The sequence below is a fragment of the Rhodospirillaceae bacterium genome (genome assembly GCA_002746255.1).
Classification (GTDB): Bacteria; Pseudomonadota; Alphaproteobacteria.
On record NVWO01000008.1, the window covers coordinates 1 to 13903 of the forward strand.

At 60.0% G+C, this 13903-nt stretch carries 14 protein-coding genes; 3 read left to right on the plus strand and 11 right to left on the minus strand.

Annotated features, from left to right (window positions below; genetic code table 11):
- Positions 1–53: 53 nt before the first annotated feature.
- The 3 genes from COA65_06100 to COA65_06110 all read right to left on the minus strand — a co-directional run bounded on the left by COA65_06100 (position 54) and on the right by COA65_06110 (position 1566).
- A complete protein-coding gene (locus tag COA65_06100) occupies positions 54–467 on the minus strand; it encodes a hemin receptor (GenBank protein ID PCJ59332.1) in 414 nt (137 codons plus the stop codon).
- Positions 468–642: 175 nt separating this feature from the next.
- On the minus strand, positions 643–1074 hold the full coding sequence (locus COA65_06105) for a hemin receptor (protein ID PCJ59333.1): 432 nt from the start codon (positions 1072–1074) through the stop codon (positions 643–645).
- Positions 1075–1095: 21 nt separating this feature from the next.
- Entirely contained in the window at positions 1096–1566 is a 471-nt protein-coding gene (locus COA65_06110; protein ID PCJ59334.1) for a tRNA-specific adenosine deaminase, read from the minus strand.
- A gap of 92 nt (positions 1567–1658) precedes the next feature.
- Here COA65_06110 and COA65_06115 point away from each other — a divergent pair, with 92 nt between their 5' ends.
- Genes COA65_06115 through rsmD form a run of 3 tightly spaced genes read left to right on the plus strand, consistent with a single transcriptional unit; the run spans position 1659 to position 3744 of the window.
- Positions 1659–2375, plus strand: a complete 717-nt coding sequence (locus COA65_06115) for a gamma-glutamyl-gamma-aminobutyrate hydrolase (GenBank protein ID PCJ59335.1) — start codon at positions 1659–1661, stop codon at positions 2373–2375.
- A complete protein-coding gene (locus tag COA65_06120; GenBank protein PCJ59336.1) occupies positions 2372–3139 on the plus strand; it encodes a hypothetical protein in 768 nt (255 codons plus the stop codon). Before COA65_06115 ends, COA65_06120 begins: the two co-directional genes overlap by 4 nt.
- Positions 3136–3744, plus strand: coding sequence for a 16S rRNA (guanine(966)-N(2))-methyltransferase RsmD (gene rsmD / locus COA65_06125; GenBank protein ID PCJ59337.1), 609 nt, complete (start codon positions 3136–3138; stop codon positions 3742–3744). The genes COA65_06120 and rsmD overlap by 4 nt, the downstream gene beginning before the upstream one ends.
- A gap of 2 nt (positions 3745–3746) precedes the next feature.
- Here rsmD and COA65_06130 read toward each other — a convergent pair whose 3' ends face one another.
- From COA65_06130 to COA65_06165, 8 genes are all read right to left on the minus strand, one after another.
- Entirely contained in the window at positions 3747–4031 is a 285-nt protein-coding gene (locus COA65_06130) for a hypothetical protein (protein PCJ59338.1), read from the minus strand.
- An 8-nt stretch (positions 4032–4039) separates the two neighbouring features.
- Positions 4040–5812: a DNA mismatch repair endonuclease MutL gene (locus COA65_06135; protein ID PCJ59339.1), complete on the minus strand. Its 1773-nt coding sequence runs from the start codon at positions 5810–5812 to the stop codon at positions 4040–4042.
- Positions 5809–7146, minus strand: a complete 1338-nt coding sequence (locus COA65_06140) for a glucose-6-phosphate isomerase (protein ID PCJ59340.1) — start codon at positions 7144–7146, stop codon at positions 5809–5811. The genes COA65_06135 and COA65_06140 overlap by 4 nt, the downstream gene beginning before the upstream one ends.
- Before the next feature lie 66 nt (positions 7147–7212).
- On the minus strand, positions 7213–8529 hold the full coding sequence (locus COA65_06145) for a peptidase M16 (GenBank protein ID PCJ59415.1): 1317 nt from the start codon (positions 8527–8529) through the stop codon (positions 7213–7215).
- A 62-nt stretch (positions 8530–8591) separates the two neighbouring features.
- Complete coding sequence (locus COA65_06150; protein PCJ59341.1) at positions 8592–10013, minus strand: peptidase M16; 1422 nt, start codon at positions 10011–10013, stop codon at positions 8592–8594.
- Positions 9979–10587, minus strand: coding sequence for a hypothetical protein (locus COA65_06155; protein PCJ59342.1), 609 nt, complete (start codon positions 10585–10587; stop codon positions 9979–9981). The genes COA65_06150 and COA65_06155 overlap by 35 nt, the downstream gene beginning before the upstream one ends.
- Positions 10584–11057 carry a signal peptidase II gene (gene lspA / locus COA65_06160; GenBank protein ID PCJ59343.1) on the minus strand — a complete coding sequence of 158 codons (474 nt, stop codon included), beginning with the start codon at positions 11055–11057 and terminating at the stop codon, positions 10584–10586. Before lspA ends, COA65_06155 begins: the two co-directional genes overlap by 4 nt.
- Complete coding sequence (locus COA65_06165; GenBank protein PCJ59344.1) at positions 11054–13900, minus strand: isoleucine--tRNA ligase; 2847 nt, start codon at positions 13898–13900, stop codon at positions 11054–11056. The genes lspA and COA65_06165 overlap by 4 nt, the downstream gene beginning before the upstream one ends.
- Positions 13901–13903 lie beyond the last annotated feature (3 nt).

Below are 13903 nucleotides of genomic sequence, written 5' to 3' on the forward strand. Positions count from 1 at the left end.
CTTTTGCCGCCGGGACATTGGCTGGCGTGCGATCGGGAAATAGTTTTCCGCCGCTACGCTGCCTCTTTCGCCGCATCTTTCATCGTCGTGGCCAGCAGCACATAGGCCTCTGTCCACGCAGATTTGACCTCTGGCGTAAAGGCATCGCCCAGGCCCTGCCCGAGAGTCCAGAGCAGCGCTTCGCCGACCGTGTCGTAGTCTTGTGCCTTAACGCCATAGTCAATATGTCGCACACCAAGGTTGCGTACGGCAGGCACGATTTCGTCGAGCTTGTCCAGCCCGTTCACCGCCGTTGCAAGCATTGCCATCAGCTTTTTCCCTTGCCCCACCATTTCACCCTTGAAAAGGGCCTTCAGTTTGGGGTTCAGTTCGAAGAGACGGGCATAGAACATGGCCGCTGCATCTTCGGCGATCGGCACAACTTTCTGAAACGTGCTTTGCACGAGTTTGATTTCTTCCGGGGACATTTCCTCTTAACTCCTTTTGTGCTGCGATGCGCGCCATTGTCGTTAAGGGTCGTTAAGGAAGCGTAAGGAAGGGGCGGATAATTTGCCAAAAAGCAGCAAAAAATCAGACGATAATATGAGGGGGCTAGCGCTTTGGGGGGCGTCTTGATGCGCTAACGCATCCCGGTTTTGCGCGCTAACGCACGACATCCTTGCCCGCTTCTTTCATCAGGTTTGCGATTTCCCCATAGAGCTGGTTCCAGGCATTGCGTGCCTCAGGCGTAAAATCCGGCCCAAGTTCCAGCGCCAGCATCTCCAGAAGGGCTTCGCCGAAAGCCGTGTAATCGGTTGGCTTCACATGGAAGCGAACGTGCTGGATGCCTAAATTTTCGATGGCGGGCGCGATGGCGTGAAGGCTGTCGGCGGTTTTCGCAATCATCCGCAACATCGCCATCAGCTTCTGTCCCTGCTCCCGGATATCGCCGAGGAAAAGCTGCCGCAATTCCGGGTTACGCGTGAAAAGCCGTTCGTAAAAAACAGCCGTGGCGCGGTCTGCTTTTTTTTGCAGAATCGCGAGGGTTGTCTGAACACATCTTGTTTCCTCAGGCGTCATTGAATGTTCCGTCATCAGCACGTTTTTCCACAGCCGTTATAGCGTGTCTTTGCGGCGTTCGGCGAAAAAGGCCACCAGCGTGGCCTTGCAGGCGGCTTCATCGATGCCGCCGGTGACTTCCGGGCGATGGTGGCAGGTAGGCTGGGAAAAAATACGCGGCCCGTGATCGACGCCGCCGCCCTTGGGGTCATAGGCACCGAAAACCAGTCGGCGCACACGCGCAAAGGAAATTGCAGTTGCACACATGGGACAGGGTTCCAGGGTGACGTAAAGGTCGCAGGAAGGAAGCCTGGGGCTGCCAAGTCTGCGCGCGCCTTCGCGAAGGCAGAGCATTTCGGCATGGGCGGTTGGGTCGCAAAGTTCCTCCGTCCGGTTGCCGAAGGCGGCCAGCACGGTGTCTGTCCGGCTATCGACAAGGACGGCACCGACCGGGATTTCACCTCGTTGTCCTGCGGCGTCGGCCTGTTTTTGCGCCTCTGCGAGGGCCGGAAATTTTCGTGTCCCCATCGGGCGAGAGTGAACAGCCGCCATGGGCCCGTCAAGTGGGCGGGCGGGTAGGAGTTGCCCCACGCCCCATGGGCGTCTTACATTCCCTTCCCATGAGATCGCCGATCATTGGAATAACCCTCGACTGGGAAGCGCCGGGAAGCTATTCGAAGCTTCCATGGTACGCGCTTCGTGAAAACTACGTCAGCGTGCTTGTGGACCGGGGTGCCATTCCCTTCCTGCTACCGCACGAACCGGAATTGGTGGACCGCTATCTGGAGCGGATCGACGGGCTGGTTGTAACTGGCGGAAATTTTGACGTCGATCCGGCTTATTTCGGGGCAGAGACACGTCACCAGACGGTGATGACAAAGGACCGGCGAACGGCATTTGAACTGGCCATGACCCAAAAAGCTCACACGCAGGACTTGCCGCTGTTGGGCATCTGTGGGGGGCAGCAGCTTTTGAATGTCGCCCTTGGCGGGACGCTGATCCAGCATATTCCAGATGCGGTGAAAAACGCCCTTGCGCACGAGCAGCCAAATCCCAGGGACGAACCGGGCCATGATGTGGCGATCACGCAAGGCACGTTGTTGCATCGCATTGTGGGCACGCGGCGCCTTGCCGTGAACAGCGCCCATCACCAGGCAGTGGATATGATTTCTGGAAATGTGGTTGTCAATGCGACGGCGTGCGATGGCGTCATCGAAGGGATCGAAGATCCGACCCGGCGCTTTTGCCTTGGGATCCAGTGGCACCCGGAATATTTGATTAGCGAGGGGGATGGAAAAATTCTTTCCGCCTTCCTTGCCGCCGCTGCAGAAAAATGACCAAAGCAAAAACAGCAAAAACAGCCGCCGTGGTTCCCGGCGAGCGGCTTGCAAAACGCATCGCGCGCGCCGGCCTTTGTTCGCGGCGCGAGGCAGAGCGCTGGATCGAGGCGGGCCGCGTCGCCATTGACGGGAAAACCGTCGCCAGCCCGGCCATCAATGTCCGCGACCAAACCCCCATCACAGTGGATGGCAAGCCGCTTCCCAAGGCGACGCATGCCAGACTTTGGCTGTACCACAAGCCACGGGGTCTGATGACGACCCATCAGGACCCAGAGGGCCGGCCAACCGTTTTCGCGCATCTGCCGCCGGAACTGCCCCGGGTGATTTCGGTTGGCAGGCTGGATCTGAATTCCGAAGGCTTGTTGCTGCTGACAAACGATGGCGATCTTGCCCGTCAGCTTGAACGCCCAGCCAACGGTTTGCAGCGGTGTTACCGGGTGCGGGCTTTTGGCCGGATTGAACCGGCGGCCCTCAACCGGCTGGCAAAGGGGATCACGGTAAACGGCGTGCGCTATGGAAAGATCACGGCAAAGATCGAAAAACGGCAAGGGGCGAATGTCTGGCTTGGTTTCGACATTTCCGAAGGAAAGAACCGGGAAGTTCGAAAGGTGCTGGAGCATCTTGGCCTGCGGGTGAACCGATTGATCCGTGTCGCCTATGGGCCGTTTCAGCTTGGCCAATTGCCCCAGGGGCGGGTGAGCGAAGTGCCAAAGCGGATCCTGGAAAAATGGATGATGGGAAAGGAACCACGCAAAAAATGACGCTTCGCATCATTGCCGGAAAGCATCGACGGCGGCGGTTGACGGGGCCGAAGGATCAGCACATCCGGCCAACCTTGGAGCGCGTCCGCGAGGCGGCCTTTAATGTGCTTGCCCACGGTGTGCCGGGTTCAGAGGGTCCGCCCCTGCCGGAGGGCGCGCGCGTCCTCGATGTGTTTGCCGGAAGCGGTGCCATGGGGTTCGAAGCCCTTTCCCGGGGGGCGGCCTTCGTCACCTTTCTGGAGGGGGACGCTCAGGCGCTTGCCCTGCTGCGTGAGAACGCTGCCGTCCTTGGTGAGACGGCGCATGTTGCGATTTTACGTTCTGATGCGACCAAGCCCGCGCTCGCCCGTCCGGGTCGCGCGCGGGACGCAGTGGGTGTGGCTTTTCTGGACCCACCCTATGGCATGGGCCTTGGCGCACCGGCGTTGATCGCTCTGCGCGACGCGGGATGGTTTCTGGAAGGCGCCGTTGTGCTTATCGAAATGGCGGCCAAGGAAGCGTTTGCACCGCCGCCGGGGTTTCGGCTGTTTGATGAACGCCGTTACGGAACGACGCGACTTGTTTTTTTACGTTATGAAACAGCGGGACATGAAACGGCGGCGTAATTTTACGCGCCGTATTGATCCGTCTCGTCGAAATCGGATTTTTCCTGGGTGATTTCCGGGATGGTTTCCGGTTCGTCTTCCCGAAGGTAGGCTCGCAAACAGGGCAGCCACCAGGCCAGGGTTGCGGCAGCGATCAGCAAAAGTGTCGTTGCGCGTAGCTCGAAAAGAAAAAGATCAATGACGAGCAGGACGATTGCGCCGAGGGAGATCAGCTCGACCTTTGTTCGCGAGGCAAGAAAATCGCGAAAGGCTTCGAGAAAATGTTTGTCCGGTGGTGACGTTTCCATGGGGTTTTTTAGCGCCTTCCGAACAGGCGTTCAATGTCCTGTAATTTTAGCTCAACATAGGTCGGGCGGCCATGGTTGCATTGGCCGGCATGGGGCGTTTTCTCCATCTGGCGAAGAAGGGCGTTCATTTCGTCCGCTGTCAGCCGCCGTCCGGCCCGGACACTGCCGTGACAGGCCATGGTTGCGGCAACGTGGTTCAGACGTTCGCGTAAATTCAGGCTGTCGTCAAATTCCTCAAGATCGTCCGCCAGGTCCTGGAGCAGGCCTTGTGGGTCGGCCTTGCCCAGAACCGCCGGGATTTCGCGAATGACGATGGCGCCGGGCCCGAAAGATTCGACGATCAGCCCAAGTTCGGCCAATTCTTCGGTGCGTTGAAGAACGCGCGCGGCTTTTGCCTCGGTCATTTCGACGACTTCGGGAATCAGCAGAATTTGCCGCGCAATTCCTTTGGCTTTCAGCCCTTCCAGCATGCGCTCCAGCACAATGCGTTCATGGGCGGCATGTTGATCGACGATGACGATGCCGTCTTGCGTCTGGGCGACAATATAGGTTTCGTGAAGCTGGCCGCGGGCGGCCCCCAGGGGATAGGCGGTCGCGGCGTCCGCGTCCGCATCTTGGGGAGAAAAACCGGCTTCCACCACTCGCGCACCCGGGGCGTCCATGCCTGAAAACTGGGCACGGTAGGCCGGTGCGGGCGCGTTCAGCGTCCCGGGGGTCCCCATCCCGGGTTCCGGGCGCAACGCACCAAGGGCGGCGTCGGCAACGGTTGAAGCGGCTCGGTGGCCGGCCTCGCGAAGCGCGTGGCGCAGCGCGCCGACGACAAGCCCGCGCACGACCCCCGCATCCCGAAAGCGGACTTCGGCCTTCGCTGGATGGACGTTGATGTCGACAAGTTCGGGGGCTATTTCAAGAAAAAGGGCAAGCAGGGGGTGCCGGTCATGGGCCAGCACGTCCCGATAGGCTCCGCGCACGGCACCAAGGAAGAGAGGGTCGCGTACCGGTCGGCCATTGACGAAGAAATATTGCATGCGCGAATTTGCCCGGTTCAGGGTCGGCAACCCGATCTGGCCGGTCAGCGCCAGCCCTTCGCGGGCGGCTGCAATGGGAAGCGCATTTTCCCCAAAGGCGCGCCCAAGAATTTTGGCGAGCCTGACGGCGCGCGCGTCAAACAATTCGCCGGAACAGGCATCGAAGCGAAAGATATCGCGCGTGCCTTCGGAAAACCGGAAGGAAATTTCAGGATGGGCCATTGCCAGCCTGCGGACGGCATCGACGGCGTGATGCAATTCCGTCTGCGGCGTTTTCAGAAATTTCAGGCGTGCCGGTGTTGCGAAAAAAAGATCGTGCAGCTCGACGCGCGTTCCCGGCGTGCCGGCCGCCGGCATGACGGCGCCTTTCTTGCCGCCTTCGATGGCGAGGCATGAAGCGGAAGACGCGTCGCGTGTCCGGGTGGTGATCGTCAGGCGTCCGACGGCACCGATGGATGGTAGCGCTTCGCCCCGAAAGCCAAGGGTGACGATGTTCTGAAGGTCATCGTCGTCCAGCTTCGAGGTGGCATGGCGCGCGACGGCAAGGGAAAGCTCGTCCGCCGTCATGCCAATGCCGTCATCGGTTATGGCGATACGGTCGCGTCCACCATTCGTCATCACGACATCGATGCGTGTGGCACCGGCGTCGATTGCGTTTTCGACAAGTTCCTTGACGACGGAAGCGGGCCGTTCGATCACTTCGCCGGCGGCAATCCGGTTGACGGTCGTTTCCGGAAGTTGGCGGAGCGTCATGACGCGGTGTTTTCCATGGCGGAAATTTTCTTTAGCGTGTCGCGCATCAGCCGCTTGCTTTCTTCGACGGCGGGTTGGGTGAAGGCGTCCACGCCAAGCAGATTGGCGGTGAGAATGGTTTCCAGCATGAAATGCATGAGCAGCGCGCCAAGGGTGGTTTCATTGACGGCGGAAAAATGAAAGAGGCGCACCGGGCGGCCATGCCTGGCCAGGGTTTTGGCGGTGGCTTCGCCGGAAGCGGCCAGCAGGTCGCCCATCCTCCGCCCCGCCAGCCAGTCAAGGGACGGATCGTCCGCAAGGTCTTTGGGGATCAGCGGCCCCTTGCCGCGGCTTTTTGCAAGCAGCAGCGTGAAGAATTTGTCGCGCGGTCCATCGAGATAGAGTTGCAGCTGGCTGTGCTGGTCAACGGTGCCGCGCGCGTGGACTGGTGTTGTGCCGTGCCCGTCCTTGCCCAGGCTTTCTGCCCATAATTGCCGGTACCAGAGCCCGAAAGGGGCCAGACGGTCGCAATAAGGCATGAAGACGGCCTGATGGGCCGCCCGGGTTTCGGCCAGGGCGACGTGCAGGGCGGCGCCGATTGCCGGTTCGGCCCTGGCAGGGTCCGTGGTGCCAAGGGTCGCGTCCAGAACCTGGCGTGCGCCTTCGCGCACGGCAAGGGGATCGACGCCGGCGATCATGGCCGGCAGCAGCCCGACAAGGGACAGCACGGAAAAGCGACCGCCGATCCCGGGGTCGTGATCAAGGCAGGGGATCGACCAGCGTTCGCCCTGACGGCGCAGCGCATTGCTGCCCGGTTCCGTGACGATGGTGAAATGTTTGGCCAGGCTTGCGTCGCTTCGCTGCGTGCGCATCCAATCAAGGGCGGCGAAGAACTGGGCGAGGGTTTCCGCCGTGCCGCCGGATTTCGAGATGACAAGGAATGCCGTTTCTTCGGCAGGCAGACTGCAAAAGAGACCCGTGAAGCTTTGCGGGTCGATGTTGTCCATAAAATAGAGACGGGGCGCATCTTGGGGGGGGGCAAATTCGCTGGTGCAAAGCGCCGCCAGGGTCTGGCCGCCGAGGCTGGACCCACCCGTGCCGAGAATGACAATATGTTTAAAATCTTGCCGGTGGCGGCTGGCGATGGCGGCAAGTTTGGCCAGATCGTCCTTGGCCTCAGGCAGGGTAAGCAGTGCCAGGCTTCCCCTGGCGCGATGGGTGCGCAGGCCGTCTATTCCGGCGGTCGTTTTTGCAAGGGTGCTTGCGAATGCGTCTTGGCAAAGCCCGCCTTCGCCGATCGTCGCGTCGAAGCAGGTTTCAATGGCTTGCTGATAGGGCATTTCCGGAGGGTCCATTGCGTGGCGTCTCGTCCAGATCAGCCTACCAGAAGGCCGGGATGCGGAAAAGGCGGCGTGCGCCGGCTATTCGGTGGCCGGGGCGGGGGATGTGAGCCCTTCCGGTTTTCCGACGATGACGACGTTAAGGACGTCGGGTTTCAACAGCCGTCTGGCGACGCGGGCAACGTCCTCGACCGTCACCGCCGCGATGTAGGCGTTGCGGCGTGTGAGATAGTCGATGCCAAGGCGGTTTTTCTGAATGGCGATGAGAACCCCGGCAACCCGGCTGGTGCTGTCGAGGGAAAGGGGGAAGGCGCCGGTAAGATAGGTCTTGGCGTCCGCGAGTTCCGTTTTCGAAACACGCGTCTCAGCCATGCGTTTCCACTCGGCGCGGACGAGTTCCAGGGCAAGGGCCGCCCGGTCGTTGCGGGTCGCGAGACGGCCCATCAACAGCCCAACGCGGTCGAGGGGTTGGAGGGTGCTGTAAACGTAATAGGCAAGACCGCGCTTTTCGCGAATTTCCTTCATTAGTCGGCTGCCCATGCCACCGCCAAGCAGGTGGGTCATGACATAGGCGGCGTAGTAATCCGGGTCCGTCCGCTTGACGCCGATTTGCCCGAAGGTGATGACGCTTTGCGGGATCGGTTTTTCGATCACTGTTACGTCGCCCTTGCCCTTGACGACGGCATCACCAAGGGGTGTTTTGTTCTTGGGGCGAGCTGGAAGGGCACCGAAGGTTTGGTCGAGAAGGGGGCCAAGTTCCGCAGGCGAAATGTCTCCGGCAACGCCGACAATCAGATTTTCACGTGCGAGATGGCGGCGCGCAAAGTCGCGCAGGGCCGGGGCATCGATTGCGTGAAGGCTTTTCTCCGTCCCGCGTCGTTGTTTCCCATAGGCGTGATTCGGAAAAGCGGTGCGAAGCCAAATGCGCTGGGCGATGGCATCGGGATCGTTTTCCAGATGGGCCAGGCTTGTCAGAACCTGGTTGCGGATGCGTTCAATCGCCGGCTTGTCAAAACGCGGTGCCACCAGCGCCAGACGCAAGAGATCAAACGCTATTTCGCGATTTTCCCGGAGCGTCTTCAGGCTTCCGGAAAAATCGTCGCGACCGGCATCGAAGCGCAACGAAATGGCATTTTCTTCGAGTGTCTGGCGAAAGTGTTGCGAATCAAGTGGCCCCGCGCCTTCGTCAAGAAGCCCGGACACAAGATGGGCAAGCCCTTCCTTGCCCTTCGGGTCCACGGCGCTGCCGCTTCCCCGAAAGAGAATTTTTACAGAGATGACGGGAACGGATTTGTCGCGTGCAAGCCAGGCTTCGATGCCACCGGCGCTGACAACGCGTTCGATGGAAAGTGCCGAAACGCTGCCCGGGGCAAGCAAGGCAAAGGCAACGCCAAGCATGCTGAGGCTGCGTTGCAGGCGGCCTCGGGTGCGCAAAATTTTGGGAATCCTTTTTTGAAAAATCATGGGCGATTCCCGCTTTCCATTGCGGGCGCTTCGACTGGAAGCAGCAGGCCGGTTGCGGAGCGGTCAATGCGCAAGACGTTTTTGGCGGCTTTTAGAACCTGGGCTGCCGTGACCTTCTCGATGCGCTCCGGCCAGCGTTCGACATCGGCAATCTGAAGCCCGACGGAAAGCGTCGCGCCCAGCATCTGGGCACCGGTATCGAGGCTGTCGCGGGCATAAATGGCGCTTGCACGCAGGCGGCGGATCGCACGCGCGACCTCTTTCTCTTCGACGCCATGGCGTAGCAGCTTTTCAATTTCTGTGTTCACCGCCGTTTCGATGGCTTCGATGGTCACACCGGGCACCGGCGAGCTGTAGATTGAGAAACTGGCCGGGCCACGGGTCACCGGGTCGTAATAGGCACCGGCTGCGGCGGCGAGTTTCTGCTCGACGACAAGTTGCCGGTAAAGCCGGCTGGTGCCGCCGCCGCCAAGAATTTCAGCCAGCACCTCAAGCGCCTGGGCTTCATCCGCCGCTGCGCTCGACTGGTTCGGTGCGAGATAGCGGCGGAGGAAGGAAGGCTGGCGCACTTCGGTTGAGTGCATCACGACCCGGCGCGCTTCCTTGGTGCCGGTTGTTTGTGCCGTTCCACGGGGGCCGATTTCACGCCGGGGGATGGGCCCATAAATTTTTTCTGCAAGCGGCCGCAGTTTTGCCGCCGTGACGTCGCCGGCAACCACAAGAATGGCGTTGTTCGGCGCGTAGTAGCGTTGATAAAAGGCCAGCGCGTCTGCCGTCGTCAGGCTTGCAAGCTCATCGGCCCAGCCGATAACCGGTTTCCCGTAGGGGTGCTTGCCGTAAAGCGCCTCGGCGACTTTCAGGCTTAGCTTTGCTGCCGGGTTGTTCTCGAATCGCGAGCGGCGTTCCTCCAGCACAACGTCGCGTTCCGGCAGGACAATCGGATCTGTAAGGACTAAATTCTGCATCCGGTCCGCCTCCATCTTCATGACGCGTTCCAGGTGATCGCTGGCGATCGTTTGATGGTAGGCGGTAAAATCTTGAGAGGTGAAGGCGTTGTCGGTTCCCCCAAGGCGGGCCACAATTTTCGAAAACTCGCCTGGGGCCATCGTCTTCGTGCCCTTGAACAGCAGATGTTCGAGGAAGTGCGCCAGCCCGGATTTCCCCGGGGCTTCGTCCATTGCGCCGATTTTGTACCAAACCATGTGGGTGATGGCGGGGATTCGCGGATTGGGGATCACGACGACGCGAAGGCCGTTTTTTAAGGTAAAGCTTTCTGGGTTGAAAATGGCTGCTGAGGCCGGCGAAGACGTAAAAAGGAAAAAAGAAAACAGACTGAGAAAGGCAACGCGGGCCGCGATCTTTCGATGGGAAAAGCAGCCAAGTCTATTCGTAGCCAAAAGCACCGCCGCTGTCGTCATCGGTTTCCGTTCCGGGTGCAGACGGCACGGGCTGGCCGTAGATTCGCCGGTATTCTTCAACCGGATCAAGCAACGCCTCCTCCTTTTGTTCTTCCTCGCCCATGAACAACAAGGTCTCAGTGAGGGAGCGTTCAACCTGCGCCGGTGCGCCGCTTTCTGTGTTCAGGAGGCGGCGGATCTCCGGGTCCGCGCGCAGGCCGCCTGCTTGTTTTAAAAGGACGAGCTCTCCGCTTGAGCGGGTGGCGGCATTGGCGTCGTCCATCCCATATGGCCGGTCGTCCTTGATCCCAAAGACGGTCTTGCGACTGCTTTCTGCCGGGTCAACTTTGTTCGGGCGGGCAGCGCCGGGCTTTGGCGGTCGTAGGCCATAGTTCGGCGGCATGCTCAACGGGGGCTGGTTTACCACCTGGAATTCATCCGGGGGATTGCTTTTTGTGCCGTAAATGAGGTCGTTTACGATCTGGCAGCCGGAAATCGCCGGTACGAGACCAAGCAGGAGGAAGGACAGGCAGGTGCGGTAACGGGCCACGAATTTCCTCACTTCTTCCAGGAGGCTTTCAGGATGCCTCTTTATTTAGGCAATTCTCGCCGTTCCAGCAAGGTATCGATCACGATCATCGTGACACCGGCGCTGATGGCCGCATCGGCCAGGTTGAAAGCTGGCCAATGGGCGCCAAGCACGTGAAAATCCAGAAAATCGAAAACGGCACCATAGCGTAGCCGGTCCACCGCGTTGCCAAGGGCACCGCCGACGATAAGGCCGACGCCCCAGCCGGTCCAGGGCCGGTGCGTACGCCCAAGCCAGATCATCAGCAGGAAGGCGGCGCTGAAGGAAAAAAAGGCGAGCAGCATGGGCGCCGGTGCGCCCTCGCCACCCAGGATTCCAAAGCTGATTCCCTGGTTCCAGACGCGGACAAGGTTGAAGAAGGGGGCGAGGGGAAGAAAGCCATCCGGCCCCGTCAGCACCTGGTTCAAAATCCACCATTTGCTCGCCTGATCGAGAACCAGAACAAGGGTGGCAATCCATAGGCCGGTCCGGATCATGACGACGGCGTTTCTTCTACCGGGTCGCGGTTCCTGACACTTTCGGCGCAGCGGTGGCACAAATCGTCATAGCCGGCATCGGTTCCGACTTCTTCGAGGACTTTCCAGCAGCGCTCGCATTTTGTTCCGGGGGCGGTCTTTGGCACGACGGCAATGCCGGGCACTTCGGCAAGGCAAAAGGCATCTTTTGGCGGCGTGCCTTCCGTCAATTCGGCGCTGGAGGTGATGAAGCAATCTGCCGCGTCGATGCCTTGCATCGCGGCCAGGTGGTCGGCGTCCACATAGACAAGGGGGGCCGCCGCCAGGGAGGAGCGGATTCGTTTCTCGGCGCGCTCGATTTCAAGCGCGCCGGTGACGACGCGGCGGACATTGCGGATTTTTTCCCATTTTTCGGCCAGCGCATCGTCGCGCCACGATTCTGCGATTTCCGGGAAGAGGTGAAGGTGCACGCTTTCTTCTTCGCCGGGAAAGCGTGTGCGCCACGCTTCTTCTGCCGTGAAGCAGAGAATGGGCGCCAGCCAGAGGGTCAGGCAATGGAACAAATCGTTCATCACCGTCCGGGCGGCGCGTCGGCGCATGCTTTCGCGGTCGTCGCAATAGATCGCATCCTTGCGGATGTCGAAATAGAAGGCGGAAAGTTCAACCGAGCAGAAATTGTGAAGGGCAATGGTAATGCCGGTGAAATCGTAATCGGCGGAACGCTTCCGGATTTCCTGGTCAAGTTCCCAAAGGCGATGGTGAACCCAGCGTTCAAGCTCCGGCATGTCGGCGATTTCAAGCCGCTCGGTTTTGTCGAAACCCTTCAGGCTGCCGAGAAGATAGCGCAGCGTGTTGCGAAAACGCCGATACATATCGGCCTGATGCTTCAGAATTTCCTGACCGATTCGAAGGTCGCCGGTGTAATCCGACGTGCCGACCCAAAGCCTTAGAATATCGGCCCCGTATTTTTCGATGACTTCCTGGGGCGAGACGACGTTGCCTAGGGATTTCGACATTTTATGGCCGTCCTCGCCGAGAACGAAACCATGGGTCAGTACGGCTTTAAACGGTGCCCGCCCGCGCGTGCCACAGGATTCAAGCAGCGAAGACTGAAACCAGCCGCGATGCTGGTCAGACCCTTCGAGGTAAAGGTCGGCCGGCGCGGAAAGGTTTTCGCGGGCTTCCAGAACAAAGGCATGGGTTGCGCCGCTTTCAAACCACACGTCGAGAATTTCGTAGATGGGTTCGAAATCATCGGGCGAATAGGCGTCACCCAGGAAACGTTCCGGGGGGCTGGTAAACCACGTATCGGCCCCGTCTTTGGCAATGGCTTCGACGACGCGGTTCATCACGCCTTCGTCGCGCAATGGCTCGCCGGTTTTTTTGTTGACGAAGACGGCGATTGGAATGCCCCAGGCGCGTTGACGCGACACGCACCAGTCGGGGCGATCCGAAACCATGGCGAACATCCGGTTGCGGGCCTGTTTCGGAATCCATCGGGTGGTGTCAACGGCTTCCAGCGCTTTTTTGCGCAGGCCGTTCGTTTCCATGCTGATGAACCATTGCGGCGTCGTTCGGAAGATCAGCGGCGCCTTCGATCGCCACGAATGGGGATAGGAATGCGTGATCTTTCCGGCCCAGAGCAGCGCGCCCGTCTTTTCCATGGCGCTGAGGATTTCCGGGTCGGCCTTGAAAATATGTTTTCCAGCGAACAGCGGCACGTGCTCGTAGAAGCGCCCGTCACCGGCCACCGTGTCGGGCACTTCAAGCCCGTGGGACTGGCCGACTTCGAAATCCTCGGCCCCATGGCCGGGGGCGATGTGAACAAACCCGCTGCCCTGGTCCACCGTCACATGTTCACCGGCCACCAGCGGCACCTCGAAATCATAGCCCTGGTCGAAAAGGGGATGCCGCAGGGAAATTCCGGAAAGATCGTCGCCCTTGAAGTGGGCCAGAACCTTGTGGCTGGCGATGCCGGAATCCTTCAGGCTGGCGTCAAGCAGCGCATCGGCAAAAAGCAGTTTTTCGCCTATTTTTGCGAGGCTTTTGGCTTCCAGTCCGGTGGCTTCCAGTCCGGTGACTTCGATCAGGGAATAATCGGTGGTTTTGCCATAGGCCACGGCGCGGTTGCCGGGCAGCGTCCAGGGCGTCGTCGTCCAGATGACGACGCTGGCATCAGTTAGTGCGGCGTCTGAGGCCGATGCAATCGGAAAGCGCACATAAATCTGCGAAGATTTGTGATCGTGATATTCCACCTCCGCTTCCGCCAGCGCCGTCTTTTCGACGACGGACCAGAGGACCGGCTTCTTGCCCTTATAAAGGCCGCCGTTCAGAAGGAATTTGCCGAGTTCCTCGACGATCTTCGCCTCCGCCTCGAAGGTGATCGTCATGTAGGGGTTTTCCCAATCGCCAAGCACGCCCAGGCGCTGAAACTCCTGCCGCTGGATGTCGATCCATTGGCGGGCAAATTCGCGGCATTCCTCGCGGAAGTCGATCAGCGGCACGGCGTCCTTGTCCTTGCCGGCGGCCCGGTATTTTTCCTCAATTTTCCATTCGATCGGAAGGCCGTGGCAATCCCAGCCGGGGACGTAGCGGGCATCTTTTCCCTGCATCTGGGCAAAGCGGTTGACGACATCCTTCAGGATTTTGTTGAGAGCGTGGCCGATATGCAAATGGCCGTTTGCGTAGGGGGGGCCATCGTGAAGCACGAAGGGCTCACGGCCTGCGGCCTGTTCGCGAAGCCGCTGGTAAAGACCGATGCGGTCCCAGTGCTTCAGAAGGCCGGGCTCAAGTTTGGGCAGGCCCGCCTTCATGGGAAAGGTGGTCTGGGGAAGAAAGACGGTTTCTTTGTAACGGCTGGCCATGGG

Excerpts from the sequence above, each read along its gene's own strand:
- COA65_06165 (PCJ59344.1), bottom strand. The coding sequence starts at position 13,900 with ATGGCCAGCCGTTACAAAGAAACCGTCTTTCTTCCCCAGACCACCTTT.
- COA65_06105 (PCJ59333.1), bottom strand. The coding sequence starts at position 1,074 with ATGACGGAACATTCAATGACGCCTGAGGAAACAAGATGTGTTCAGACA.
- COA65_06100 (PCJ59332.1), bottom strand. The coding sequence starts at position 467 with ATGTCCCCGGAAGAAATCAAACTCGTGCAAAGCACGTTTCAGAAAGTT.
- COA65_06140 (PCJ59340.1), bottom strand. The coding sequence starts at position 7,146 with ATGGACCCTCCGGAAATGCCCTATCAGCAAGCCATTGAAACCTGCTTC.
- COA65_06120 (PCJ59336.1), top strand. The coding sequence starts at position 2,372 with ATGACCAAAGCAAAAACAGCAAAAACAGCCGCCGTGGTTCCCGGCGAG.
- rsmD (PCJ59337.1), top strand. The coding sequence starts at position 3,136 with ATGACGCTTCGCATCATTGCCGGAAAGCATCGACGGCGGCGGTTGACG.
- COA65_06135 (PCJ59339.1), bottom strand. The coding sequence starts at position 5,812 with ATGACGCTCCGCCAACTTCCGGAAACGACCGTCAACCGGATTGCCGCC.
- COA65_06150 (PCJ59341.1), bottom strand. The coding sequence starts at position 10,013 with ATGACGACAGCGGCGGTGCTTTTGGCTACGAATAGACTTGGCTGCTTT.
- lspA (PCJ59343.1), bottom strand. The coding sequence starts at position 11,057 with ATGATCCGGACCGGCCTATGGATTGCCACCCTTGTTCTGGTTCTCGAT.
- COA65_06110 (PCJ59334.1), bottom strand. The coding sequence starts at position 1,566 with ATGGGGACACGAAAATTTCCGGCCCTCGCAGAGGCGCAAAAACAGGCC.
- COA65_06145 (PCJ59415.1), bottom strand. The coding sequence starts at position 8,529 with ATGCTTGGCGTTGCCTTTGCCTTGCTTGCCCCGGGCAGCGTTTCGGCA.
- COA65_06130 (PCJ59338.1), bottom strand. The coding sequence starts at position 4,031 with ATGGAAACGTCACCACCGGACAAACATTTTCTCGAAGCCTTTCGCGAT.
- COA65_06115 (PCJ59335.1), top strand. The coding sequence starts at position 1,659 with ATGAGATCGCCGATCATTGGAATAACCCTCGACTGGGAAGCGCCGGGA.